Origin of the sequence: Citrobacter sp. RHB35-C17 (assembly GCF_013816795.1) — a bacterium.
Classification (GTDB): domain Bacteria; phylum Pseudomonadota; class Gammaproteobacteria; order Enterobacterales; family Enterobacteriaceae; genus Citrobacter_A; species Citrobacter_A amalonaticus.
In genome coordinates, this window is the sequence record NZ_CP057150.1 from 1,450,195 (window position 1) to 1,476,106 (window position 25,912).

Here is a 25,912-nt window from a genome sequence, read left to right on the forward strand (position 1 = left end):
TCCGAAAAAATAAGGGTAGCAGCGCTACCCTCGAAGATTGTTATCCAGCGTACTTCGGTTTTCAGGCCTGATGGGGAACGACCATCAGGCATATAGTCTGTCCGTGCTGCATAGCAATCGAGAGGGCAAGGAGTTCCCGCCCCATTTCGTTCTAGTTAGTTAAGTGCTTTATCATTCGGTTCTTTGAACAGCGCTTGCATTTCGTCCGACAGTTCGAAGTTCATGTTCAGGTTTTTCGGTGGGATCGGATTTTTGAACCACTTATCAAACCATTTCGCGGCTTCGCCTGAAGTCTGCGCCTGGGCGATGGTGTCATCCATCAGCTTTTTGAACTCAGGATCGTTCTTACGCAGCATGCAGCCGTAAGCTTCCTGAGACTGTGGTTTGCCGACGATTTCCCAGTTGTCCGGTTTCTTCGCCTTCGCGCGTTCACCGGCCAGCAGGGCATCATCCATCATAAAGGCAACGGCGCGACCGCTTTCCAGGGTACGGAAAGAGTCACCGTGGTCTTTAGCGCTGATGATACGCATATCCATTTTTTGCTCGTCGTTCAGCTTGTGCAGCAGAATTTCAGAGGTGGTACCTGAGGTGACAACAACCGCTTTACCTTTCAGGTCCGGGAAGTCTTTAATGTCGCCGCCTTTTTTCGCCAGCAGACGGGTGCCGACGACAAAGATGGTGTCAGAGAAAGCGGCCTGTTTCTGGCGCTCAAGGTTGTTGGTAGTGGACCCGCACTCAAAGTCGAAAGTGCCGTTTTGCAGCAGCGGAATACGGTTCTGCGACGTAATCGGGATCAGCTTCACCTGCAGATCGGGCTTGTTCAGCTTCTTCTTCACGGCTTCAACGATGGCGTTGGAGTAATCCTGAGAATAACCCACCACTTTCTGCTGATTGTCGTAATAAGAGAACGGCACGGAGGATTCACGGTGACCGACGACGATAACGCCGTTTTTGGCGATCTTGTCCAGCGTGCTGCCTGCGGCAGGGGCCGCATCTTCCGCATGTACCAGACCGGCTGACATTCCCATTACCAGCATTGCTGCGGCTAGCTTACGTAATTGCATATCCAACTCCTTATCGTCTGCGCCGTCGACGCAGTGATACCTATTGTGAGTGTCTGTGTTGTTATCACCTGCAACTTAAGCGTGCAGTGTTTTACCTGTTTGTTAACATTTAGTCTGGCTTAATGTAAAGATATTGCTGCGTTATTGTTTATTTTTGCGAAGTGCGCCGCACCGTTTAGAGGCAAAAATCCCTCGTTGCACCGTTTCGGTGCTACTGGTGAACTGCTTTAGTGCGACGACGTTGCGCTGAACGCCAAAAACAGGTTTGCCTTTGTTAACAAAGCAATAGGCGTGCCAGAATGGAAGAAGAGGATGGAGAATGGTAGGCCGGATAAGACGCGTAAGCGCGGTTATCCGGCCTGATGCAGGGAGTAATCGATTATCTACGACGTTGACGCAAACTCATTAACACGGCGGCAAAACCGAACAGCGCGGTCAGGAGCCACAGCGGCCAGTTGCCGGTGCGAGCATATGGCGTTAAGCCCGTTGTTGGCGTTACATCGACGGTTAACACCTGGCGCGTAAATTGCGGGATCATCGCCTGAATCTCGCCCTGCGGACCAATCACCGCTGTAATACCGTTGTTAGTACTGCGTAGCAGGGGGCGTGCCAGCTCCAGCGAGCGCATCCGCGCCATCTGGAAATGCTGCCACGGACCGATTGACTTACCAAACCACGCATCGTTGGAGATGGTTAGCAGAAAGTCCGTGTCCGGGCGGAAGTTATCGCGTACCTGTTCACCCAAAATGATCTCGTAGCAAATCGCGGCGGTCAGTGCTAAACCGTGCGCATGCAGCTGCGGCTGAATGTACGGGCCACGGCTGAACGAGGACATCGGCAGGTCAAAGAACGGCGCTAAGGGGCGCAGAATGGATTCCAGCGGCACAAACTCACCAAACGGCACCAGATGGTTTTTGTTGTAGCGGTTGGTGGAGTCATAACGGTAAGGATTGTCTTTCCCCAACGTGATGATGGTGTTGTAGGTGTCGTAACGGTTCTGCTTGTTCAGTCGCGCATCGACAATACCGGTAATCAGCGAGCTGTTCTTCGAACGCAACAGGTCATCCAGCATGCCCAGAAAGCGCTGCTGGTTGATTTCCAGATCCGGAATGGCGGATTCCGGCCAGATGATCAGCTGCGATTTCTCCATTTCGGGCTGCGTCGCATCCAGATAGATCTTGAGCGTATTCATCAACTGGCCTTCGTCCCATTTCAACGACTGCGGGATATTGCCCTGAACCAGCGACACGCGGGTTGTTCTTTCCGGCTCCAGGGTGAACCACTGGATATAGCGCAGTGGGAAAGGGAGCGCGAAAAGAACGATGGCGACCACCAGCGGACGCCAGTTACGGCTGACCAGCGAGAGAACCAGCAATCCGCTGACCATCATCAACAGGAAGTTTATGGCTTCGACACCCATGACCGGTGCCAGCCCTTTCAGCGGGCCGTCGATCTGACTGTAGCCGAACTGCAGCCACGGAAATCCGGTCAGCACCCAACCACGCAGAAATTCCGTTAGCTGCCAGACCACCGGTGCGGCAATGGCAACCCGCAGCCAGCTGGTTTTTGGCCACAGACGCGCAAGTACGCCAGCAAACAGTCCGGTATACAATGAAAGGTATGCCGCGAGCAGCACCACAAGGAAGACGTTCACCGGGCCTGGCATCCCGCCAAACTGCGCGATGCTGACGTAAACCCAGTTGATACCTGTACCGAAGAGTCCCAGTCCCCAGAAATAGCCGATAGCAGCTGACTGACGCGGGCGACGATTCAGGGTGAGTGCCTGCAAGCCCATCAGCGACACAATCGCAGCGGGCCAGATGTCATAAGGAGAAAAAGCCAGCGTACCGCAGGCACCGAATAATAACGCCAGCAGCAGGCGAATGCGCTGGCGTTCAAGTAATGAGGCAAAAGCCATTGAGTTCTTCTTCCCGTTCGGTGTTATTCGTCCAGTTTTGGCTGGGGGGAGTCATCCGGAATTCTGACGTGAACCTGAATAATACGACGGCTGTCGGCCATAGCCACTTTGAACTGGTAACCATCGATATCAATGGTTTCACCCCGGGCGGGCAGGTGACCAAACGCCTGCATCACCAGACCCCCAATGGTATCGACTTCTTCGTCGCTAAAGCTGGTGCCGAAGGCATCATTGAAGTCTTCGATCGGCGCGAGCGCGCGAATGGTCCAGGTATGGCGACTGAGCTGACGGAAGTCGATATCATCTTCTTCGTCGTATTCATCTTCGATTTCACCGACGATCAGTTCGAGGATATCTTCAATGGTGACCAGACCAGAGACACCGCCGAATTCGTCGATGACGATAGCCATATGGTAACGCTGAGAGCGAAACTCTTTGAGCATACGGTCAACGCGTTTGCTCTCCGGGACGACAACGGCCTGGCGTAACACTTTCTCCATGCTGAAGGCTTCGGCATCGCTGCGCATAAACGGCAGCAAGTCCTTGGCCATCAGAATCCCTTCAATGTGATCTTTGTCTTCGCTGATCACCGGAAAACGCGAGTGGGCGGACTCGATGATGACATCGAGGCATTCGTCCAGCGTCTGGTTGCGTTTCAGGGTAATCATCTGGGAGCGGGGAATCATGATGTCGCGAACGCGCTGGTCCGCAATGTCCATCACCCCTTCGAGCATATCGCGCGTATCTTCATCGATAAGGTCGTTCTGCCCGGAATCACGGATCAGCGCCAGCAATTCATCACGGTTTTTCGGTTCACCGTGGAAAAGTTGGCTCAGTAACAGGGAGAAAAATCCCTTCTTGCTGTTTAACGTGTCACTACTGTGTGAATTGTCGTCGCTCATGGCGTCGTATGGGTTCTCTTGTTAGTTAATCTCTTGCTCAATGCGCGCAAACTCAGCGCATGGCATCACCAGAAACCACCGGGCATTCGCCCGGTCGCTTATTCCTTCTCGGCAATGTACGGATCCTCATAGCCCAGAGCAAGCATAATCTCTGTCTCGAGGGATTCCATCTCTTCTGCCTCGTCGTCTTCGATATGATCGTAACCCAGCAAATGCAGGCTGCCGTGGACGACCATGTGCGCCCAGTGGGCATCCAGCGGCTTACCTTGATCCTGGGCTTCCTGTTCAACTACCTGACGGCAGATGATCAAATCACCGAGCAGCGGCATTTCAATCCCTGGCGGCGCTTCAAACGGAAAAGAGAGCACGTTGGTCGGCTTATCTTTCCCACGATAGGTCAGATTGAGGTCGTGGCTTTCGGCCTCGTCCACCAGGCGAATCGTCACTTCTGATTCTTCCTGAAATTGCGGGATAACCGCATTCAACCAGGCCTGAAACTGGCTCTCTTCCGGCAAACCGCTGTTGTTCTCACACGCCAGTTGCAAATCAAGGATCACCTGACTCATTTCTGTTCCTGTTGTTCCTGAGCTTCACGCTTGCGCTCGGCAGCCAGCTCGGCTTTACGTTTTTGTTCGGCTTCTTCCCAGGCTTCATAGGCGTTAACGATACGGGCTACCACCGGGTGGCGCACGACGTCTTCGCTGTGGAAGAAGTTAAAGCTGATCTCGTCGACCTCTGCCAGCACCTCAACGGCATGGCGCAGACCCGATTTGATGTTGCGCGGCAGGTCAATCTGCGTGACGTCGCCGGTAATCACCGCCTTCGAGTTAAAGCCGATACGGGTCAGGAACATCTTCATCTGTTCGATAGTGGTGTTCTGACTTTCATCAAGAATGATAAAGGCATCGTTCAGTGTACGTCCGCGCATATAGGCCAGCGGAGCCACTTCAATCACGTTGCGCTCAATCAGCTTTTCAACTTTCTCGAAGCCGAGCATTTCGAACAGGGCGTCATACAGCGGGCGCAGATACGGGTCGACCTTCTGGCTCAAATCGCCTGGCAGGAAGCCCAGTTTTTCCCCGGCTTCAACCGCCGGACGGGTCAGTAGAATACGGCGGATCTCCTGGCGCTCAAGGGCATCCACGGCAGCGGCAACGGCGAGGTAGGTTTTCCCTGTACCGGCAGGACCGACGCCGAAGGTGATGTCATGGTCGAGAATGTTGGCGATGTACTGCGCCTGATTAGGTGTACGCGGTTTAATCACACCACGCTTGGTTTTGATATTGACCGCTTTGCCGTACTCGGGAACGCTCTCAGCGCTCTGCTCAAGCACACGCGCTTCTTTAATCGCAAGGTGGATTTGTTCCGGTTCGATATCCTGCGTCTGGCCGCGCATCGGCGCAGTATCGACATACAGGCTGCGCAGGATATCTGCCGCAGCGGTGACGCAAATCGGGCGACCGGTCAGTTTAAAATGGTTGTCACGGCGGTTAATCTCGATGCCGAGACGGCGTTCCAGCTGTTTGATGTTGTCGTCAAACGGGCCGCAAAGGCTCAGCAGGCGGGCGTTGTCTGCGGGCTCAAGGGTAATTTCGCGAGTGTCTGTGTTCAAACTGTTCCTCTTATGCATAGGGAGCCGGAAGGCGAACATTCACCGGCCTGTCAGGAAATTATTCACGCCACGGGTGAAAGGCGCAAGCACTGGAATAAAGATGGGGGCGCAGAGAGGAAATACAAGAGCCTTATCGGGCCTATGAAGCGTCGTGCTTTGTAGGCCCGATAAGCGCAGCGTTATCGGGCATTTTGATGTTTTCAGCAGAATTAAGGCTGCCAGAAACCGACGCCAATCTCGTTCTCTTTACGGGTTCGCGCAATCACCGATTCCGGGGTTTCTGCAATGCGCAGACCCATTTCGTCTTCGGTACGCACCACTTTCCCGCGCAGTGAGTTGGTCCAGACATCGGTAATTTCCACATCGACAAATTTACCAATCATCTCCGGCGTGCCTTCGAAGTTCACCACGCGGTTATTTTCGGTACGACCAGACAGTTCCATGATGCTCTTACGCGACGTTCCTTCTACCAGAATACGCTGAACGGTGCCGAGCATACGACGGCTCCAGGCCATTGCCTGCTGGTTAATGCGATCCTGAAGAATATACAGACGCTGTTTCTTCTCTTCTTCCGGCACATCATCGACCATATCGGCGGCTGGCGTTCCCGGACGTGCAGAGAAGATGAAGCTGTAGCTCATGTCGAAATTAACGTCAGCAATCAGCTTCATGGTCTGCTCGAAGTCCTGGGTGGTTTCACCTGGGAAGCCGACGATGAAGTCGGAGCTTATCTGAATGTCCGGACGTGCCGCACGCAACTTGCGAATGATCGCTTTATATTCCAGCGCCGTGTGGGTACGTCCCATCAGATTCAGTACGCGATCCGAACCGCTCTGTACCGGCAGGTGCAGGAAGCTCACCAGTTCCGGCGTGTCGCGATAGACGTCGATAATGTCGTCGGTGAACTCGATCGGATGGCTGGTGGTGAAGCGGATGCGATCGATACCGTCAATGGCGGCAACCAGACGCAGCAGGTCGGCGAACGAACCGGTGGTACCGTCGTAGTTTTGTCCGCGCCAGGCGTTGACGTTCTGGCCAAGCAGATTGACTTCACGGACGCCCTGAGCGGCAAGCTGGGCGATTTCAAACAGAATGTCATCAGACGGACGGCTGACTTCCTCACCGCGGGTGTAAGGCACCACGCAGTAAGTACAATATTTGTTGCAGCCTTCCATAATAGAGACAAACGCGGTCGGACCTTCCGCACGCGGTTCTGGCAGGCGGTCAAACTTCTCGATCTCCGGGAAGCTAATATCAACAACCGGACTACGGTTGCCGCGAACGGAGTTAATCATTTCCGGCAGGCGATGCAGCGTTTGCGGCCCGAAGATAATGTCGACATAGTGCGCGCGTTGGCGGATATGATCGCCTTCCTGAGACGCCACACACCCGCCGACGCCGATGATCAGATCGGGATTTTTCTCTTTCAAGAGCTTCCAGCGGCCCAACTGATGGAAGACTTTTTCCTGAGCCTTCTCGCGGATTGAGCAGGTATTCAGCAGCAGCACATCCGCTTCTTCCGCCACATCGGTCAGTTGATACCCGTGAGTGGCATCCAGCAGATCGGCCATCTTCGATGAATCGTATTCGTTCATCTGACAGCCCCAGGTTTTAATATGGAGTTTTTTGGTCATCGACTTGCTCTTGCGAAATAGTGGCTGAATTGCAGGGCGCATAGTGTAATGCTTTGCTGCCCTGGTGACCAGTATGACCGTTATCAGCCTCAAGGGGTAAAAAATCCTGTAAACTTGTCTTATTCATGCAACAGGATGATTGACCATGACAAATCAACCAACGGAAATTGCCATTGTCGGCGGGGGAATGGTCGGTGGCGCACTGGCGCTGGGACTGGCCCAACACGGCTTCACAGTAACGGTGATTGAACACGCCGCGCCTGCGCCGTTTGTTGCACACAGCCAGCCGGACGTGCGTATTTCGGCGATCAGCGCCGCCTCGGTTTCACTGCTGAAGGGACTCGGCGTCTGGGATGCCGTGCAGGGGATGCGCAGTCATCCCTATCGTCGACTGGAAACCTGGGAGTGGGAAAACGCACATGTGGTGTTTGACGCCAGCGAACTGAAGCTGCCGCTACTTGGGTATATGGTTGAAAACAACGTTCTGCAACAGGCGCTCTGGCAGGCGCTGGAAGCGCATCCGAAAGTGACGCTGCGGGTTCCGGCTTCGCTGATTGCGCTGCATCGCCATAACGAACGTCATGAGCTGGAACTGGCCGGTGGCGAGCGAATCACCGCAAAACTGGTGATTGGCGCGGATGGCGCAAATTCGCAGGTGCGGCAGATGGCCGGCATTGGCATTCACGCCTGGCAGTATGCGCAATCCTGTATGCTGATTACCGTTCAGTGCGAGAATGACCCTGGTGACAGCACCTGGCAGCAGTTTACGCCGGAGGGGCCGCGCGCGTTTCTGCCGCTGTTCGATAACTGGGCATCGCTGGTGTGGTATGACTCACCGGCGCGGATCCGTCAGTTGCAGGGGCTAAGTATGTCGCAGCTTCAGACGGAGATCGCGAAGCATTTCCCGGCGCGTCTGGGACAAGTGATGCCCGTCGCGGCAGGTGCGTTTCCGCTGACGCGCCGTCATGCCCTACAATATGTGCAGCCGGGGCTGGCGCTGGTTGGTGATGCGGCGCACACCATTCATCCGCTGGCCGGGCAGGGGGTAAACCTGGGCTATCGCGACGTGGATGCGCTGATTGATGTGCTGGTGAATGCCCGCAGTTATGGCGAGGCCTGGGCGAGTCAGCCGGTTCTGAAACGTTACCAGACCCGGCGCATGGCGGATAACTTCATCATGCAAAGCGGGATGGATCTGTTCTACGCCGGATTCAGTAATGATCTGCAGCCGCTGCGAATTATTCGTAACCTTGGACTAATGGCGGCTGAACGCGCTGGCGTGTTAAAACGTCAGGCGCTGAAATACGCATTAGGGCTGTAGCGTTGATAAAGGCCTGATGGCGGTACGCTTATCAGGCCTGTTCGTTGGTCACTAGCAGAAAAGCAAAAAGCTCGCCGAAGCGAGCTTTTCTGATGTGGCTGGGGTACGAGGATTCGAACCTCGGAATGCCGGAATCAGAATCCGGTGCCTTACCGCTTGGCGATACCCCAATGGTATGTCGGTTATCTCGCGCCAGACTCAGCCCGGTGCTTTACAGCCTGGAGATATCCAATAGTGCAGTACATCTTGAAATTTGGCTGGGGTACGAGGATTCGAACCTCGGAATGCCGGAATCAGAATCCGGTGCCTTACCGCTTGGCGATACCCCAACAAATTGTTTTTGAACCCGTTTAAAGAAACTAACGTGTTCTGAATATGGTGGCTACGACGGGATTCGAACCTGTGACCCCATCATTATGAGTGATGTGCTCTAACCAACTGAGCTACGTAGCCAGGGTGTTTCTTCGATGGCTGGGGTACCTGGATTCGAACCAGGGAATGCCGGTATCAAAAACCGGTGCCTTACCGCTTGGCGATACCCCAATGACCGTCGCGGTAATCCGCAAACTCGAAGAAAAATGGCTGGGGTACCTGGATTCGAACCAGGGAATGCCGGTATCAAAAACCGGTGCCTTACCGCTTGGCGATACCCCATCCGTGCAACGCTTTTATGGGAATGGTGCGGGAGGCGAGACTTGAACTCGCACACCTTGCGGCGCCAGAACCTAAATCTGGTGCGTCTACCAATTTCGCCACTCCCGCAAAAAAGATGGTGGCTACGACGGGATTCGAACCTGTGACCCCATCATTATGAGTGATGTGCTCTAACCAACTGAGCTACGTAGCCCTCTTTTTTCGCGCTTACCTTATCGGCGTTGCGGGGCGCATTATGCGTATTGAGCCTTGAAGCGTCAACCCCTTTTTCATCGAAAACGCCCGGAATGTGACTGTTTGGTTAGGTTGCGAACAGCGTGGCGCAATATTCGGCAATTATTGGTTATTAATCGCTTTCTGAACCGTTTTTCAGGATCAAAAAAGGGCCCCGAAAGGCCCTTTTTCATCAGCGTGGCTTATTGATAAGCGGACTGGTGAACACCCACTGCGCGACCAGATGGATCGTTCATGGTTTTGAACGCTTCGTCCCATTCGATCGCCTTAGCAGAAGAGCAGGCGACGGAAGGGCCACCCGGTACACATTCTGCGGCGCTTGGTACCGGGAACAACTCTTCGAAGATCTCGCGGTACAGATACGCTTCTTTTGAGGACGGCGTGTTGTACGGGAAGCGGAAGCGGGCGGTTTCCAGTTGCTGATCGGAAACTTGCTTAGCGGCCACCTCTTTCAGGGTGTCGATCCAACTGTAACCCACACCGTCGGAGAACTGCTCTTTCTGACGCCATGCGACGCTTGCCGGCAGATAGGATTCAAAACATTCGCGAAGGATATGTTTTTCCATCTTGCCGTTGCCGCACATTTTATCTTCCGGGTTGATGCGCATCGCCACGTCGAGGAATTTTTTATCCAGGAACGGGACGCGTGCTTCCACCCCCCAGGCCGACATCGCCTTGTTGGCGCGGGCGCAGTCGAACATGTGCAGCGCCTGGAGTTTGCGTACGGTCTCTTCGTGCAGTTCTTTGGCGTCTGGCGCCTTATGGAAATAGAGATAGCCGCCGAACACTTCATCCGACCCTTCGCCAGACAGCACCATTTTGATGCCCATCGCCTTGATCTTACGCGACATTAAGTACATCGGCGTGGAGGCGCGAATGGTGGTGACATCGTAGGTTTCGATGTGATAAATCACGTCGCGGATCGCGTCCAGCCCTTCCTGTACCGTAAAGTGAATCTCATGGTGTACGGTCCCCAGATGGTTCGCCACTTCCTGCGCGGCTTTCAGATCCGGAGAGCCTTCCAGACCGACGGCAAAGGAGTGGAGTTGCGGCCACCAGGCTTCAGAACGTTCGTCATCTTCGACACGACGGGCGGCGAATTTTTTGGTGATGGCTGAGATAACGGAAGAGTCCAGGCCGCCAGAGAGCAGCACGCCGTAAGGCACGTCTGACATCAGGTGGCTTTTGACGGAATCTTCCAGCGCCTGACGCAGTTCGTTTTTGTCGGTAACGTTATCTTTTACCGCGTCAAAATCGAACCAGTCACGCTGATAGTACTGACGGATTTCACCGTCTTTGCTCCACAGATAGCTCCCCGCCGGGAACTCTTTAATGGTGCGGCACACCGGCACCAGCGCTTTCATTTCTGACGCCACATACAGGTTGCCGAATTCGTCGTAGCCCATATACAGCGGGATAATGCCGATATGGTCGCGACCAATCAAATATGCATCCTGCTCGCTGTCATACAGCGCGAAGGCAAACATCCCTTGCAGGTCGTCAAGAAACTCTACGCCTTTTTCCTGATACAGCGCGAGGATCACTTCGCAGTCAGAGCCGGTCTGGAACGCGTAGCGATCGCCATATTCTGCACGCAGCACCTGGTGGTTATAGATTTCACCGTTGACGGCCAGCACGTGGGTTTTCTTTTCGTTATACAGCGGCTGCGCACCGGCGTTGACGTCGACAATCGACAGACGTTCATGGGCCAGAATGGCCTTATCACAGGCATAAATACCGGACCAGTCCGGGCCGCGATGGCGCATCAGGCGTGACAGCTCAAGCGCTTTTTTACGCAGTTCACCTGCATCTGACTTAATATCGAATACGCCGAAAATTGAACACATAACCTTCTCCGTTAACCTGTTGCGTAATGCTTTTTGTGTTTGCTTGCTAAAGAAAATGCCGCAAAGAAACAAGAGGCGCAAGGGGTTTGCGGTCTGAAAAAGAAAAAACGCAATGGCTATTGCTGAATGGTGAAAAAAGATTACGTATTGAGCATATTCATTGATGAATTATCAGTTTTTTGCCGTTTTTGTTGAATAGTGTGATTTTTCAGAAGACGAAAATGAAAAACCACGTCCTGGGACGTGGTCTGGGTTAAATAACGTCGATTTCGGCGACGGAGGGATAAATCCAGCTCGGGCGGAACGGCATACTGTCGATGTCATCCAGCGTGGAAACGCCGGAGAGCACCAGAATGGTTTCGAGTCCCGCCTGGAAGCCCGCGAGAATATCGGTGCGCAGGTTATCGCCGACAATGACCGTCTCTTCCGAGTGCGCCTGCATTTTATTTAACGCCGCGCGAATGATCCACGGACTGGGTTTACCAACGTAGAACGGTTTACGACCGGAGATTTTTTCGATACCTGCACAGAGCGCGCCACAGGCCGGATAAAACCCGCGACCGTGAGTGTCCGGGTTGGTAGCGATAAAGCGTGCGCCGTTTGCCACAAAGTAAGCTGCTTTGTGCATCATGTCCCAGTTGTAGGAACGGGTCTCGCCAACGATAACGAAATCCGGGTTTACATCGGTAATGGTGAAACCGGCTTTATACAATTCGTGGATCAGTGCGCCTTCGCCGACCACATATGCCTTTTTCCCTTCCTGACGACGCAGGAAATCGGCGGTCGCCATTGCCGAGGTATAAAACACGCTGTCCGGCACATTGACGCCAGCCGTCGCGAAACGGTTCGCCAGATCCTGGCCGGTCTGCGACGGGTAATTGGTCAACAGCACCAGCGGCAGGCCTTTTTCCATTACGCCAGTCAAAAATTCCGCCGCACCCGGTACGGCGACGTTGTCGTGCATTAGCACGCCGTCGATATCACAAATGACATTCTTAATGGTCATGAACTACCCAGGAGATGTGTTATTAATCCGATACTATAAGAGCGCATCAGTTTTCCAGCAAATGCTGGAGCAAAATACCGTTGAGCATAGCGCGTTTTACCAGCGCAAACGCACCGATGGCTGAGCGGTGATCCAACGTAGAACGCACCACGGGCAAATTCGTGCGAAACGCCTTCAGCGCCTGCGTATTAATGCAGCTTTCAATGGCGGGTAACAGCACTTTATCGGCTTCGGTGATCTCACCGGCAATCACGACTTTTTGTGGATTAAACAAGTTGATGGCGATCGCAATGGTTTTGCCCAGATGACGCCCGACGTGCTCGATCACCTCAGAAGCCAGGCTGTCGCCCTTATTTGCCGCCTTGCAGATGGTTTTGATCGTGCAGTCTTCCAGCGGAACACGGCTCTGGTAACCTTGCTTGAGCAGATTAAGAACGCGATGTTCAATCGCCGCGTTTGCAGCAATGGTTTCCAGACAACCGAAATTGCCGCAGTGGCAGCGCTCGCCCAATGGTTCAACCTGGATGTGACCAATCTCGCCAACGTTGCCGTTACGACCGATAAAAATTCGCCCGTTAGAGATGATTCCGGCACCTGTTCCGCGGTGGACGCGCACCAGAATGGAATCTTCGCAATCCTGACTTGCACCAAAGTAGTGCTCTGCCAGCGCCAGACTGCGGATATCGTGACCGACAAAACAGGTGACGAGGAACCGTTTTTCCAGTGCCTCAACCAGTCCCCAGTTCTCCACCTGAATATGCGGCATATAGTGGATCTTGCCGCTTTCCGGATCGACAAGCCCCGGCAGAATCACGGAAATGGCGATGAGCTCGCGGATTTTGCGCTGATTGCTGTCAATAAAAGCGGTAATGGCGTTGAGCAACGCGTGTTCCAGCGTTTCCTGCGTCCGTTCGGGCAGAGGATAGTGCTCTTCCGCCAGCACTTTGCTGCTCAGGTCGAACAGGGTGATGGTCGCGTCGTGGCGGCCAAGACGCACGCCAATGGCGTGAAAACTGCGGGTTTCGGTGATGATAGAGATGGCGCGGCGGCCTCCGGTGGAGGCCTGTTGATCGACTTCTTTGATCAGTCCGCGTTCAATCAGTTGACGCGTAATTTTGGTTACGCTGGCGGGGGCAAGCTGGCTTTGTTCGGCAATCTGGATCCGCGAGATTGGCCCATGCTGGTCAATCAGGCGGTAAACGGCCGCGCTGTTAAGCTGTTTTACGAGATCAACATTACCTATTTGAGCTTGTCCGCCTGGTGTCATACTTTCTCTTACTCAGTAACGACCTCGTTACCATTAACGATGGTCTTGATGATTTTAAAGTCGTGTGTGAAAGCGGTCAGGTTCGCCACTTTACCCGCCGCGATACTGCCGAGGTGTTTCTCAACACCGATGGCACGCGCAGGGTAGAGGGTCGCCATGCGCAGCACTTCGTCGAGTGCGATACCGCAATGTTCAACCAGATTACGCACGCCTTCAATCATGGTTAGTGATGAACCGCTCAGCGTCCCGTTCTCATCTACACAGAGTCCATTGCGGTAGTATATTGTTTTACCAGCAAAAATGAACTGTTCAATATTTGCCCCTGCCGGCGCAGTCGCATCCGTCACCAGGCACAGTTTGTCGCCTTTCAGCCGTTTGGCGTTGCGGATATTGGCATAGTCAACGTGCAGACCGTCGGCAATCACGCCGCAATAGATATCAGCTTCATCCAGAATCGCACCTGCCAGGCCCGGTTCGCGTCCGGTGATATAAGGCATCGCATTGAACAGATGTGTAGCAAAGGTGATACCTGCACGGAACCCGGCTTTCGCTTCTTTCAGCGTGGCGTTGGAGTGCCCGGCGGAGACTACAATCCCGGCATTCGCCAACTTGCTGATCACTTCCGCAGGAACCATTTCCGGCGCCAGCGTCACTTTGGTGATTACGTCGGCATTATCGCACAGGAAATCGACCAGCGCAGCGTCAGGCTGACGGACAAAGCTCGGATTGTGCGTCCCTTTTTTCACCAGGTTCAGCCACGGGCCTTCCAGGTGCAGACCCAGCGCCTGATTCGGATGTTTGGCCAGGTATTCACGCATCACGCGAATGCCTTGCTTCATGAGATCATCGCTGGTGGTAATCAGCGTAGGCAGGTAGTTGGTGCAGCCCGATTTCTCGTTGGCCTTCTGCATGATCTCCAGCGTTTCAACGGTGACGGCTTCTGCCGTGTCGTTAAACTGCACGCCGCCGCAGCCGTTGAGCTGGACATCGATAAAGCCGGGGGAAAGAATGGCCCCGTTCACTGAACGTTGTTCGATCTCTGGCGGCAGTTCTGCCACAGGACAAACGCGGTCAATCAGGCCATTGGCGACAACAATCGCATGGTCATCAAGAATTTCGTGACCGGTGAAGATCCGGCCCTGGGTTAAAGCATACATTCCGACCCCCGATTTCAAAAAAATGCCGCCCTGAACATAAAACAGGGCGGAGACTACATTACAGACCTTTGATATTTTCGGCTTCTAACTCGTTGAAATATTTCAGTGTCTTAACTTTCAGTTCCATTGTGGACGGCTCATCGCACACCACAACCGCTTTCGGATGCAGTTGCAGACAGCTGATGGTCCACATGTGGTTCACATTGCCTTCCACCGCAGCCTGCAGCGCCTGCGCTTTCTGTGAACCCAGCACCAGAATCATCACTTCTTCAGCGTCCAGCAGGGTACCCACGCCAACGGTCAGCGCGTACTTCGGTACCTGATCCACGTCGCCGTCAAAGAAACGGGAGTTTGCCACACGGGTGTCATGCGTCAGGGTTTTGATACGGGTACGAGAAGCCAGCGACGAAGCCGGTTCGTTAAAGGCGATATGACCATCATTGCCGACACCCCCCATGAACAGGTGGATTTTACCGTAGGAACGGATCTTTTCTTCATACTGACGGCATTCGGCGTCGATGTCCGGCGCGTTGCCGTTGAGCAGGTTGATATTTTCTGCTGGAATATCAACATGGTCAAAGAAATTGCGATGCATAAAGCTGTAGTAGCTTTCCGGATGCTCTTTTGGCAAGCCGACATATTCGTCCATATTGAACGTCACGACGTGTTTGAAGCTAACCTGGCCCGCTTTGTGCATTTCGACTAAGGCTTTATACGCTGTCAACGGCGTGCCGCCTGTCGGCAGACCCAGAACAAACGGACGATCGGCTGTCGGTTTGAACGCGTTGATGCGATTAACGATATGGCGTGCCGCCCATTTGCCGACCTGTTCAGCGGAAGTCAGGGGAATCAGTCTCATTCTTCACCTCAGAAAGTAAATGTAAGCCGTTGACGGATTGTGCAGGTGCATGGCAAAGCGTAACCTGGCATGCATCAGTTGGGTCAATCTGTCTTGATTTTTTGAATGATAAAATAAGTTTTCCCACATAGCCAGTAAAAGGGAGTGAATATAACGATATTTGGTGACTAAACTCACAAAAAACACGCTTTTAATTTGCGGTACGAATTAAATTTTTACACACTCACAATGCCAGTAAAGCAACAACTGAATTTCAATAAGTTAGTGACAAAATAAAAACACAGCTTAAAGCGAGCCTTAACGGGGTCTCAAAGGGGGAAGAAAGTGAGTATTCTAGGTTATCTGCAAAAGGTAGGCCGTGCGCTAATGGTGCCGGTCGCCACGCTGCCTGCGGCGGCAATATTGATGGGGGTCGGCTATTGGATCGACCCGGTAGGTTGGGGTGGAGACAACGCCCTTGCGGCGTTCTTCATTAAGTCCGGTTCCGCCATTATCGATAACATGTCCGTACTGTTTGCTATCGGTGTGGCTTACGGTATGTCTAAAGATAAAGACGGTGCTGCGGCGCTGACCGGTTTTGTGGGCTTCCTGGTGCTGACCACGCTCTGTTCTCCGGCGGCGGTTTCCATGATTCAGAAGATCCCTGCAGACCAGGTGCCTGCTGCTTTCGGAAAGATCAGCAACCAGTTCGTGGGTATCCTTGTGGGTATTATCTCTGCTGAACTGTACAACCGCTTTAGTAGCGTTGAGCTGCCGAAAGCGCTCTCCTTCTTCAGCGGGCGCCGTCTGGTACCGATCCTCACCTCTTTTGTGATGATCGTTGTGGCGTTCATCATGATGTACATCTGGCCGGTAATTTTCGACGGTCTGGTTAACTTCGGTGAACACATTCAAAAACTGGGCTCAACCGGTGCGGGTATCTACGCCTTCTTTAACCGTCTGTTGATTCCGGTGGGTCTGCATCACGCCCTGAACTCCGTATTCTGGTTCGACGTTGCGGGGATTAACGACATTCCTAACTTCCTCGGTGGTGCCCAGTCTATTGAATCGGGTAAAGCAGTTGTCGGGATTACCGGTCGTTATCAGGCGGGCTTCTTCCCAATCATGATGTTTGGTCTGCCGGGTGCGGCGCTGGCTATCTACCACTGCGCGCGTCCTGAGAACAAGGCGAAAGTGCTGGGTATTATGATGGCCGGTGCGTTTGCGGCATTCTTTACCGGTATCACTGAACCGCTGGAATTCTCCTTCATGTTCGTTGCGCCGGTTCTGTATGTGATTCACGCCGTCCTGACCGGGATCTCTGTATTCATCGCAGCGAGCATGCATTGGATTGCTGGCTTCGGCTTCAGCGCGGGTCTGGTGGATATGGTGCTTTCTTCCCGTAACCCGCTGGCGACCCAGTGGTGGATGCTGATCCCGCAGGGTCTGGTGTTCTTTGCCATCTACTACGTGGTGTTCCGTTTCGTTATCACCAAATTCAACCTGATGACGCCGGGTCGCGAACTGGCTGTGGCTGGCAGCGAAGCGGACGGTCAGGACCTCAACGTGAGCAGCGATAAAGAGCAGGACGTTTCTGCCCTGGCGCGTCAGTACATCGCCGCCATCGGTGGTTCTGATAACCTCACCGGTATTGACGCCTGCATCACCCGTCTGCGTCTGAGCGTAAAAGACTCGTCGCTGGTGAATGAAGGTCTGGCGAAACGCTTGGGTGCTTCTGGTGTGATTCGTCTGAACAAAACCAGCGTGCAGATTATCGTCGGCTTCGTGGCTGAGAAAATCGCCAACGCGATGAAAACCACCGGTCCGGTTGCGGCGGCTGAAGCCTCTGCTGCGCCTGTTGCCCAGGCAGCAGCTAAACCGCAGGCGGTTCCAAATGCGGTGACCATTGCCGAACTGGTTTCTCCGGTAACCGGTGATGTGGTTGCGCTGGAGCAGGTGCCTGACGAAGCGTTCGCCAGCAAAGCGGTGGGTGATGGTGTTGCGGTAAAACCAACGGATAAAACCGTAGTTTCTCCGGCTGCGGGCACGATTGTGAAAATCTTCAATACCAATCATGCGTTCTGTCTGGAAACCGAGAAAGGCGCGGAAATCGTTGTCCACATGGGGATCGATACCGTCGCGCTGAACGGCCAGGGCTTCACGCGTCTGGTAGAAGAGGGCGCGGAAGTGACCGCGGGTCAGCCGATTCTGGAAATGGATCTGGATTACCTGAACGCAAACGCGCGCTCTATGATTAGTCCGGTGGTGTGCAGCAACATCGACGATTTCAGCGGCCTGGTGATTAAAGCCGACGGTCACGTGGTTGCCGGTCAAACGCCACTGTATGAGATCAAAGGGTAGGTCGGATAAGGTATAAGACGCCATCCGGCAACATGAAGCGGCGGGGGAAACCTCCGCCGCTTTTTTTTGCAGCAAAATCCCTCCTATTTTTCTTCAACGCCACTTTTTCAGTAACTAAAGGTTGTCAGTCAGTCCGGCTTATAAGATCATATGCCGTTATACGTTGTTTACGCTTTGAGGAATCCACGATGAGTGAGGCTGAAGCCCGCCCGAGTAACTTTATTCGTCAGATCATCGATGAAGATCTGGCCAGTGGTAAGCACACCACGATCCATACCCGTTTTCCGCCGGAGCCAAATGGCTATCTGCACATTGGCCACGCGAAATCCATCTGCCTGAACTTTGGTATCGCGCAAGACTACCAGGGCCAGTGCAACCTGCGTTTCGATGACACCAACCCGGTAAAAGAAGATATCGAGTACGTTGATTCGATCAAAAACGACGTTGAGTGGTTAGGTTTTCACTGGGCTGGCAACGTTCGCTACTCCTCAGATTACTTTGATCAACTGCACGCTTATGCGGTTGAACTGATCAACAAAGGTCTGGCGTATGTCGATGAGCTGACGCCGGAGCAGATCCGCGAATACCGTGGCACGCTGACTCAGCCTGGCAAAAACAGTCCGTTCCGCGATCGCAGCATCGAAGAGAACCTCGCGCTGTTTGAAAAAATGCGTACCGGCGGTTTTGAAGAAGGTAAAGCCTGCCTGCGTGCGAAGATCGACATGGCGTCGCCGTTTATCGTGATGCGCGATCCGGTTCTGTACCGCATTAAATTTGCCGAGCACCATCAGACCGGCAACAAGTGGTGCATCTACCCGATGTACGACTTCACCCACTGCATCAGCGATGCGCTGGAAGGTATTACCCACTCTCTGTGTACCCTGGAATTCCAGGACAACCGTCGTCTGTACGACTGGGTGCTCGATAACATCACGATTCCGGTTCATCCGCGCCAGTATGAATTCTCGCGCCTGAATCTGGAATACACGGTGATGTCCAAGCGTAAGCTGAACCTGCTAGTGGCTGACAAGCACGTTGAAGGCTGGGACGATCCGCGTATGCCGACGATCTCTGGTCTGCGTCGTCGTGGCTATACCGCAGCGGCGATCCGTGAATTCTGCAAACGCATTGGCGTGACCAAGCAGGACAATACGATCGAAATGGCGTCGCTGGAATCTTGTATCCGCGAAGACCTGAACGAAAACGCCCCGCGTGCGATGGCGGTTATTGATCCGGTGAAACTGGTTATCGAGAACTACCCGCAGGGTGAAAGCGAAATGGTCACCATGCCTAACCATCCGAACAAACCGGAAATGGGCACGCGTGAAGTTCCTTTCAGCGGTGAAATCTGGATCGATCGCGCTGATTTCCGCGAAGAAGCCAACAAGCAGTACAAGCGTCTGGTGATGGGTAAAGAAGTGCGTCTGCGCAACGCCTACGTGGTGAAAGCAGAACGCGTGGAAAAAGATGCGGAAGGCACTATTACCACCATCTTCTGTACCTATGATGCAGATACCCTGAGCAAAGATCCGGCAGATGGCCGTAAAGTGAAAGGTGTGATCCACTGGGTTAGCGCCGCACACGCGCTGCCAGTCGAAATTCGTCTCTACGATCGTCTGTTCAGCGTACCAAACCCAGGCGCGGCGGAAGATTTCCTCTCCGTGATGAACCCGGAATCGCTGGTGATCAAACAGGGGTTTGCTGAACCGTCGCTGAAAGCCGCAGTAGCAGGGAAAGCGTTCCAGTTTGAGCGCGAAGGTTACTTCTGCCTGGACAGCCGTTACGCCAGCGCAGAGAAGCTGGTGTTTAACCGCACCGTTGGCCTGCGTGACACCTGGGCGAAAGTCGGCGAATAAACTGCCGCAATGCTACCTTCAAGCGCCGCATTCTGCGGCGTTTTTTTATCTTCTGTTCAACGAAAAATCTCGCTTTGCGAAGCGAATTAATTCCCATTCACAAAATAATGCCATTAACAACCGTCTGTTATCGATAACACCCGCAAAAAAACAGATAGTGTCATGAAATCGCGTTCATCTTTCTGGAAAACAAAGAGAATTTTCAGCTTTTACGGTATTTTTTGATGGATGAATAAAATGTAACAGGAAGCAATGAATTATGTGCGGTTGCTCATACTCTTACATTCTCGTTACAGAAAGATATTGATAATTCGCGTCGCGAAAAATAGTCTATCACTGTAGTCAGTGAGGTTTTTTTTCAGTGCTACTTTTACTTTTTTATTTTTTCGCTGTTTTGCCTTTGGCAACAGCAATTTATACGTCAAAGAGGATTAACATATGCGTACGTTTAGTGGCAAACGTAGTGCGCTGGCGTTGGCTATCGCCGGTATCACAGCACTGTCAGGTCTGGTCGTTGTTCCGCAGGCACAGGCCGAAGGCTTTATCGATGATTCAACCCTGACGGGCGGCATTTATTACTGGCAGCGTGAACGCGACCGTAAAGATGTCACCGACGGAGATAAGTACAAAACCAACCTTTCTCACGCGACCTGGAACGCCAACCTGGATTTCCAGTCCGGCTATGCAGCAGATATGTTCGGTCTCGATGTGGCGGCGTTTACGGCAATTGAAATGGCAGAAAACGGCGACAGCGGCCATCCAAACGAAATCGCGTTCTCGAAAAAGAACAAAGGCTACGATGAAGACTATTCCGGTGATAAGAGCGGAATCAGTCTGTACAAGGCCGCCGCGAAATTCAAATACGGCCCAGCCTGGGCGCGTGCCGGTTATATTCAGCCTACTGGTCAGACGCTGTTAGCACCGCACTGGAGCTTTATGCCAGGTACCTATCAGGGTGCTGAAGCGGGCGCAAACTTTGACTACGGCGATGCAGGCGCACTGAGTTTCTCCTACATGTGGGCCAACGAATATAAAGCGCCATGGCACACTGAGGTTGATAAATTCTACCAGGGCGATAAAAAGACCAAAGTCGATTATCTCCATTCTGTCGGCGCAAAGTATGATTTCAAAAATGACCTGGTGCTGGAAGCCGCCTTTGGTCAGTCCGAAGGCTATGTCGATCAGTACTTCGCCAAAGCCAGCTACAAGTTTGATTTAGGTGGCAATCCGTTCTCCACCAGCTACCAGTTCTACGGTGCGCGTGACAAAGTTGATGACCGCAGCGCCAGCGATATCTATGACGGAACTGCCTGGCTGCAAGCGTTGACCTTCGGCTATAAAGTGGCGGAAGTGGTTGACCTGCGTCTGGAAGGGACCTGGGTTAAGGCCGAAGGGCAGCAAGGGTTCTTCCTGCAACGTATGACGCCGACCTATGCGTCATCCAACGGTCGTCTGGATATCTGGTGGGATAACCGTTCAGACTTCAACGCCAACGGCGAAAAAGCGGTCTTCTTTGGCGCGATGTATGACCTGAAGAACTGGAACCTGCCAGGCTGGGCCGTCGGGGCTTCTTATGTGTATGCCTGGGACGCGAAACCGTCTACCTGGCAGAGCAACCCGGATGCGTACTACGACAAAAACCGTACCATTGAAGAATCGTCATACAGCCTGGATGCGGTCTACACCCTGCAGGACGGTCGTGCGAAAGGCACCATGTTTAAACTGCACTTCACCGAATATGACAACCACTCCAACATCCCGAGCTGGGGCGGCGGTTACGGCAACATCTTCCAGGATGAGCGCGACGTGAAGTTCATTGTGATTGCACCGTTCACCATCTTCTAATGCCAACAGCGGCAGGCCTTGTGCCTGCCGCCTCGTTGAGGACCATGCTATGAAAAAACTGATACTCATCGCCGTAATGGCCCCGGGACTGGTGGCCTGCGCACCGTCAACGGCGCCGAAAGAAGATAGTCGGTTGAAAGAGGCGTATAGCGCCTGTATCAACACGGCACAGGGATCGCCCGAGAAAATCGAAGCCTGCCAGAGCGTGCTGGATGTGCTGAAAAAAGAAAAACAACATCAACAGTTTGCAAATCAGGAAAGTGTTCGTGTGCTGGATTACCAGCAGTGTATTCAGGCGACACGTACCGGTAACGATCAGGCTGTCAAAGCCGATTGCGATAAGATCTGGCAGGAAATTCGCAGTAACAATACGGCGAAGTAAACGTCAGAGACAACATAAAGCGGGCGGAGATATCTCTCCGCCCGCTTGCGTTTCAGAGCTTATTCTCTGCTGTCTGATAGCCACGGCTGAGACGAACAAACAGCATTGCCGTTGCGGCGAGTCCGCACAGCGCCGCGCACATGAGCCACCACCCCGGAGAACTCTTATCGCCGGTCAACTGGACCAATGCGGTGGAGATAGCAGGCGTCAGGCCGCCGAAAATCGCTGTCGCAAGACTAAAGGCCAGCGAAAAACCCACGGTTCGGACATAAACCGGCATCACTTCGGTCAGGGCCGCCACCATCGCGCCGTTATACATGCCAAAAAAGAACGAGAACCAGAGCAGCACCAGCGTCATGCGGGTGAAGTCAGGGGCAGCGGTAAGCCAGTTCATCACCGGCCAGGTGGTGACGAGGGCGAGCAAGGTGATGCCCATCAGCACCGGGCGTCGCCCGATCCGATCAGAGATAGCGCCGCCAATCGGCAGCCAGATGAAGTTAGAAATCCCTACCAGCATGGTGACTACCAGGCTGTCACGCGCGCTCAGGTTCAACACCGTTCTCCCGTAAGTGGGGGTATAGACAGTAATAAAATAAAAGGTCGTGGTCGTCATCGCCACCAGCAGGGTACCCGCGGTGATGATGCGCCAGTTTTTAGCAATAGTGGTAAAAATTTCCCGGGTGTCCGGACGGTGTTTACGTTGTAAAAAGGCTTCAGTTTCCTGTAGCGAACGTCGAAGAACAAAAATCAGCGGAATAATCATGCAGCCAATGAAGAACGGGATTCGCCACCCCCATTCGGAGATTTCATCATGTCCCAGCGTGACATTCAGACCGTAGCCGATCAGCGCGGCGACGACAGTCGCCACCTGCTGGCTGGCCGATTGCCAACTGGTGTAAAAGCCTTTATTGCCTGGTGTGGCGATCTCAGAAAGATAAACAGAGACGCCGCCCAGTTCGACGCCAGCAGAAAATCCCTGTAGCAGACGCCCCACCAGGACCAGCACGGGAGCCAGCAGGCCGATAGTCTGATAACCCGGCACGAGGGCGATGAGCAGCGTGCCGCAGCCCATAATCGCCAGGGTGACCATCAGCCCTTTCCGTCGGCCGATCCTGTCGATATATGCGCCCAACACCACGGCCCCGATAGGGCGCATTAAAAATCCGGAGCCAAAAACGGCAAAAGTAAGCATTAATGCGGCAAACTCACTTTCGGCAGGAAAAAACGTCTTTGCGATATAAGTGGCGTAAAAACCAAACAGGAAAAAATCGAACTGTTCGAGAAAATTACCGCTGGTCACACGCAGTATTGCGCCGAACGTGCCAGCGCGCGATGGTTGTTGAGTCATTGAAGTTGCTCCACTGTCTTATCATAATTATGTATAGAGGTAAGAGTTTGCGGGTTAGTCGCCTGCGACCCCCGCCTGTTTTCCACGTCGCTTCTCAATCGCCCATTTGAGTAAAGACGCGCAGCGGTAAAATCCGTGGGCAAATTTTCCGTATGGAATGGTCAAAAAAAGCGCCATGACCACGCCAAGATGGATGGCAAGCAGGATCCCCATCCATGAGGTGTCTCTTCCCGCCAGCAAACCTAAACCGGTCAGGCTGGTCAGGAGCAGCAATAAAATAAAACCGCGATCCATCGGTTTCTGTCGCGCGTCGCCATGCAGTGGCGAGCGCTTAAGGTTTAACCACAGCAGGCCTGCCGGGCCGACAATTAAACCGATTCCTCCGAGCGTGCCAAGCATGACCGGCACGCTGAAGAACGGGTAGGGGGCTTCCCAACCGGCGAAGTAGTGGTAACCCGTCGCCACCACGGTCGCGGCGAAACAGAGCATAAAGCCGTAGAAGGTGAAATGGTGGAAACGACGACGCATCAATGTGAAAGCATCGTCCGCCTCGTTGCAGCCTTTGCCATGTCCGCCGTCGAGGTATTTCAGCGTCAGCGCGTTGTGCGACGCTTCGGCAATTTCCGCCGGACGCGGCCCGACGGGAGAGATCTCGCGCCAGAAGCGGATCACCCCTGCCATTAGTAAACCGATCGCCAGCATGAAAACCGATCCAAACATCCATGCCAGCAGGTTATGCGGGAAGATTTGGTAGAAATCACCGGCCAGCGGCGGATGGAGTAGCGATCCCTTCAGCCCCATCGCGAGGAGTAAAAAGAGGATCAGACTAAAGACCAGTGCCAGCGTCACGGTAACGCCAGCCTGGCGATACAGCGCCCCGAAGGCCGCCGGTTGCGCGTAGTGTTGATACGTTTCCAGACGCACTTCCGCCATTGCTTTCGGCACGTTGATCGCAAACTCATGGGGCGGCGCATACTGGCAGGCGTGCAGGCAGGCGCCGCAGTTATGGCACAGGTTTGCCAGATAGTTAATGTCGGCTTTGCTAAATTCCAGTCTCTGAGTCATCGCCGGGAACACGGCGCAAAACCCTTCGCAATAGCGACAGGCATTACACACCTGCATCACCCGCTCGACTTCAGCTTCTGGCTCGGTGAGAATTTTGGCCTCGATGATCAGTTTTTCAAGCTGCTTCATGATGCGCCTCCTTACGTGCTGCCTGCGCGGCTTCTTTACCTGCGATGCGACCAAACGTGGTGCCGATGGACATGCCGACACCGGCGGTATAGCCCTTGCCCAGTACGTTGCCAGCCATCATCTCACCGGCAACGAACAGGTTACGGCTGGGGGTGCCTGCGAAGTGAACCGCAGCGTGTTCATTCACTTTCAGTCCCAGGTAGGTAAAGGTGATCCCCGGTCGCAGGGCATAACCGTAGTAGGGGGGCGTATCAATAGGCCGCGCCCAGTGCGTTTTCGGTGGCGTCAGGCCCTGCGTCGCGCAGTTGTCCAGCTTCGTGTGATCAAACTGACCCGGCTGACAGGCCTGATTGTAGTGCTCCACGGTATGGGTAAAGCGTTCGGGATCCAGCCCCAACTGGCGGGCCAGTTCACTCAGCGTATTGGCCTGTGCGCCGGGGAAAACCGGCGGCATAAAGTGACCGATCGCTTTGCTGTCGATAATGGAGTAGCCAATCTGCCCCGGCTGGTGGGCAACCAGACGCCCCCAGATGGCATAGCGTTTCGGCCAGAAATCTTCGCCTTCATCGTAAAAGCGCTCCGCGTCCCGGTTGACTACCACACCCAGTGAGACGCAATCCACGCGGGTACAAATGCCGCCGTCGTACAACGGGGCCCGGGCATCAATTGCCACACAGTGGGACTGAGACGGATCGCCGATAATGTCAGCACCGGCATCGATCATAAATTTGAGCAAGACGCCCTGATTAAAGCGGGTGCCGCGAATGAGGAAGTTATCGGCTGGCCATTCGCCACGAGCGTTCTCTCCCCAGGCGTCGCGCAGCCATTCGCGGTTGGATTCAAATCCACCGGCGGCGAGTACGCAGGCTTTCGCCTCAATGCGCTCGTGGCCTGCCAGGGCTGCGATGAATTCGCCGTTGTGCAATTCAAGTGCCTGTACCGGCGTGTTGTAGCGAATCTGTACCCCCAGCTTTTCTGCGCTGCGGTAATAGGCGTTCACGAGGGCTTTACCGCCGCCCATGAAGAAGGCATTGGTACGCGCCACGTGCAGCGCGCCAGAGAGCGGAGGCTGAAAATTAACGCCGTGCTGACGCATCCAGTCGCGACACTGGGAAGAGGTCCGGATCACCAGTCGCGCCAACGCTTCATTGGTATTGCCTTCGGTGACACGCCAGAGATCCTGCCAGAACTCCTCTTCGGGATAACTCTCGACCAGCACATCCTGTGGCGCATCGTGCATACAGCGTAAATTGCGCGTGTGTTGGGAATTCCCGCCGCGCCATTCCCGGGGCGCAGCCTCTAACAGCAGCACGGAAGCTCCTGCCTCACGGGCGGTTAAGGCGGCACATAACGCGGCATTACCACCGCCAATCACCAGTACATCAACCATCGTCTACTCCATTACCATTTAACTATTTGTTAAATTTGTAATTGAAATGTATACGTGCTGATTGTATGGGCGCTATGACGAA

The 25,912-nt window shown here is 53.8% G+C and carries 19 protein-coding genes and 7 tRNA genes; 5 read left to right on the top strand and 21 right to left on the bottom strand.

The genetic code is table 11. The features are described from left to right. Positions 1 to 155 precede the first annotated feature (155 nt). The 6 genes from HVZ37_RS06800 to miaB form a co-directional block, all read right to left on the bottom strand. Entirely contained in the window at positions 156 to 1,064 is a 909-nt protein-coding gene (locus HVZ37_RS06800; RefSeq protein ID WP_043001412.1) for an amino acid ABC transporter substrate-binding protein, read from the bottom strand. Positions 1,065 to 1,443: 379 nt separating this feature from the next. Then, positions 1,444 to 2,982 carry an apolipoprotein N-acyltransferase gene (gene lnt, locus HVZ37_RS06805; protein WP_181628251.1) on the bottom strand — a complete coding sequence of 513 codons (1,539 nt, stop codon included), beginning with the start codon at positions 2,980 to 2,982 and terminating at the stop codon, positions 1,444 to 1,446. A 23-nt stretch (positions 2,983 to 3,005) separates the two neighbouring features. Further along, positions 3,006 to 3,884, bottom strand: coding sequence for a CNNM family magnesium/cobalt transport protein CorC (gene corC / locus HVZ37_RS06810; RefSeq protein WP_043001410.1), 879 nt, complete (start codon positions 3,882 to 3,884; stop codon positions 3,006 to 3,008). Positions 3,885 to 3,982: 98 nt separating this feature from the next. Continuing rightward, positions 3,983 to 4,450, bottom strand: a complete 468-nt coding sequence (gene ybeY / locus HVZ37_RS06815; protein ID WP_061070379.1) for an rRNA maturation RNase YbeY — start codon at positions 4,448 to 4,450, stop codon at positions 3,983 to 3,985. Then, positions 4,447 to 5,496: a PhoH family protein gene (locus HVZ37_RS06820; RefSeq protein ID WP_043001408.1), complete on the bottom strand. Its 1,050-nt coding sequence runs from the start codon at positions 5,494 to 5,496 to the stop codon at positions 4,447 to 4,449. The genes ybeY and HVZ37_RS06820 overlap by 4 nt, the downstream gene beginning before the upstream one ends. Before the next feature lie 209 nt (positions 5,497 to 5,705). Beyond that, positions 5,706 to 7,130 (bottom strand): tRNA (N6-isopentenyl adenosine(37)-C2)-methylthiotransferase MiaB, encoded by a 1,425-nt coding sequence (miaB, locus tag HVZ37_RS06825; RefSeq protein ID WP_043001407.1) that lies wholly within the window; start codon positions 7,128 to 7,130, stop codon positions 5,706 to 5,708. 145 nt (positions 7,131 to 7,275) lie between these two features. Between miaB and ubiF the strand changes: the two genes are divergently transcribed. Then, on the top strand, positions 7,276 to 8,451 hold the full coding sequence (gene ubiF / locus HVZ37_RS06830) for a 3-demethoxyubiquinol 3-hydroxylase (RefSeq protein WP_054176136.1): 1,176 nt from the start codon (positions 7,276 to 7,278) through the stop codon (positions 8,449 to 8,451). A gap of 95 nt (positions 8,452 to 8,546) precedes the next feature. Here the strand turns inward: ubiF and HVZ37_RS06835 are convergent. From HVZ37_RS06835 to nagB, 12 genes are all read right to left on the bottom strand, one after another. Beyond that, positions 8,547 to 8,621: transfer RNA gene (locus HVZ37_RS06835), tRNA-Gln, on the bottom strand. Positions 8,622 to 8,705: 84 nt separating this feature from the next. Next, positions 8,706 to 8,780: transfer RNA gene (locus HVZ37_RS06840), tRNA-Gln, on the bottom strand. Between the two features lie 47 nt (positions 8,781 to 8,827). Next, positions 8,828 to 8,904 (bottom strand) — tRNA-Met (locus tag HVZ37_RS06845). Positions 8,905 to 8,919: 15 nt separating this feature from the next. Then, positions 8,920 to 8,994, bottom strand: a tRNA-Gln gene (locus tag HVZ37_RS06850). A gap of 36 nt (positions 8,995 to 9,030) precedes the next feature. Beyond that, positions 9,031 to 9,105: transfer RNA gene (locus HVZ37_RS06855), tRNA-Gln, on the bottom strand. Between the two features lie 23 nt (positions 9,106 to 9,128). Next, positions 9,129 to 9,213 (bottom strand) — tRNA-Leu (locus tag HVZ37_RS06860). A gap of 8 nt (positions 9,214 to 9,221) precedes the next feature. After that, a tRNA-Met gene (locus HVZ37_RS06865) sits at positions 9,222 to 9,298 on the bottom strand. Between the two features lie 223 nt (positions 9,299 to 9,521). Continuing rightward, positions 9,522 to 11,186 carry an asparagine synthase B gene (gene asnB, locus HVZ37_RS06870; RefSeq protein WP_054176137.1) on the bottom strand — a complete coding sequence of 555 codons (1,665 nt, stop codon included), beginning with the start codon at positions 11,184 to 11,186 and terminating at the stop codon, positions 9,522 to 9,524. A gap of 253 nt (positions 11,187 to 11,439) precedes the next feature. After that, positions 11,440 to 12,192: a ribonucleotide monophosphatase NagD gene (gene nagD, locus HVZ37_RS06875; RefSeq protein ID WP_042320681.1), complete on the bottom strand. Its 753-nt coding sequence runs from the start codon at positions 12,190 to 12,192 to the stop codon at positions 11,440 to 11,442. 46 nt (positions 12,193 to 12,238) lie between these two features. Then, positions 12,239 to 13,459: a DNA-binding transcriptional regulator NagC gene (gene nagC / locus HVZ37_RS06880; RefSeq protein WP_044266370.1), complete on the bottom strand. Its 1,221-nt coding sequence runs from the start codon at positions 13,457 to 13,459 to the stop codon at positions 12,239 to 12,241. A gap of 8 nt (positions 13,460 to 13,467) precedes the next feature. Next, positions 13,468 to 14,616 (bottom strand): N-acetylglucosamine-6-phosphate deacetylase, encoded by a 1,149-nt coding sequence (gene nagA, locus HVZ37_RS06885; RefSeq protein WP_043001403.1) that lies wholly within the window; start codon positions 14,614 to 14,616, stop codon positions 13,468 to 13,470. Between the two features lie 58 nt (positions 14,617 to 14,674). Continuing rightward, on the bottom strand, positions 14,675 to 15,475 hold the full coding sequence (nagB, locus tag HVZ37_RS06890) for a glucosamine-6-phosphate deaminase (RefSeq protein ID WP_043001402.1): 801 nt from the start codon (positions 15,473 to 15,475) through the stop codon (positions 14,675 to 14,677). A gap of 324 nt (positions 15,476 to 15,799) precedes the next feature. On the opposite strand from nagB, the gene nagE reads away from it, so the two are divergent. From nagE to chiQ, 4 genes are all read left to right on the top strand, one after another. Continuing rightward, complete coding sequence (gene nagE / locus HVZ37_RS06895) at positions 15,800 to 17,815, top strand: N-acetylglucosamine-specific PTS transporter subunit IIBC (RefSeq protein ID WP_043001401.1); 2,016 nt, start codon at positions 15,800 to 15,802, stop codon at positions 17,813 to 17,815. Positions 17,816 to 18,003: 188 nt separating this feature from the next. Beyond that, positions 18,004 to 19,671 carry a glutamine--tRNA ligase gene (glnS, locus tag HVZ37_RS06900; protein ID WP_181628252.1) on the top strand — a complete coding sequence of 556 codons (1,668 nt, stop codon included), beginning with the start codon at positions 18,004 to 18,006 and terminating at the stop codon, positions 19,669 to 19,671. A gap of 438 nt (positions 19,672 to 20,109) precedes the next feature. Then, a complete protein-coding gene (chiP, locus tag HVZ37_RS06905) occupies positions 20,110 to 21,516 on the top strand; it encodes a chitoporin (protein WP_043001399.1) in 1,407 nt (468 codons plus the stop codon). 49 nt (positions 21,517 to 21,565) lie between these two features. Continuing rightward, positions 21,566 to 21,898 (top strand): ChiQ/YbfN family lipoprotein, encoded by a 333-nt coding sequence (chiQ, locus tag HVZ37_RS06910; protein ID WP_104446146.1) that lies wholly within the window; start codon positions 21,566 to 21,568, stop codon positions 21,896 to 21,898. Positions 21,899 to 21,950: 52 nt separating this feature from the next. Here the strand turns inward: chiQ and tcuC are convergent, their stop codons facing one another. The 3 genes from tcuC to tcuA are packed head-to-tail and all read right to left on the bottom strand — an operon-like array spanning position 21,951 to position 25,830. Beyond that, complete coding sequence (gene tcuC, locus HVZ37_RS06915; RefSeq protein WP_181628253.1) at positions 21,951 to 23,246, bottom strand: tricarballylate/proton symporter TcuC; 1,296 nt, start codon at positions 23,244 to 23,246, stop codon at positions 21,951 to 21,953. A 54-nt stretch (positions 23,247 to 23,300) separates the two neighbouring features. Next, complete coding sequence (gene tcuB, locus HVZ37_RS06920) at positions 23,301 to 24,440, bottom strand: tricarballylate utilization 4Fe-4S protein TcuB (protein ID WP_044266362.1); 1,140 nt, start codon at positions 24,438 to 24,440, stop codon at positions 23,301 to 23,303. After that, positions 24,427 to 25,830, bottom strand: a complete 1,404-nt coding sequence (tcuA, locus tag HVZ37_RS06925) for an FAD-dependent tricarballylate dehydrogenase TcuA (protein ID WP_104010328.1) — start codon at positions 25,828 to 25,830, stop codon at positions 24,427 to 24,429. Before tcuA ends, tcuB begins: the two co-directional genes overlap by 14 nt. Positions 25,831 to 25,912: the final 82 nt, after the last annotated feature.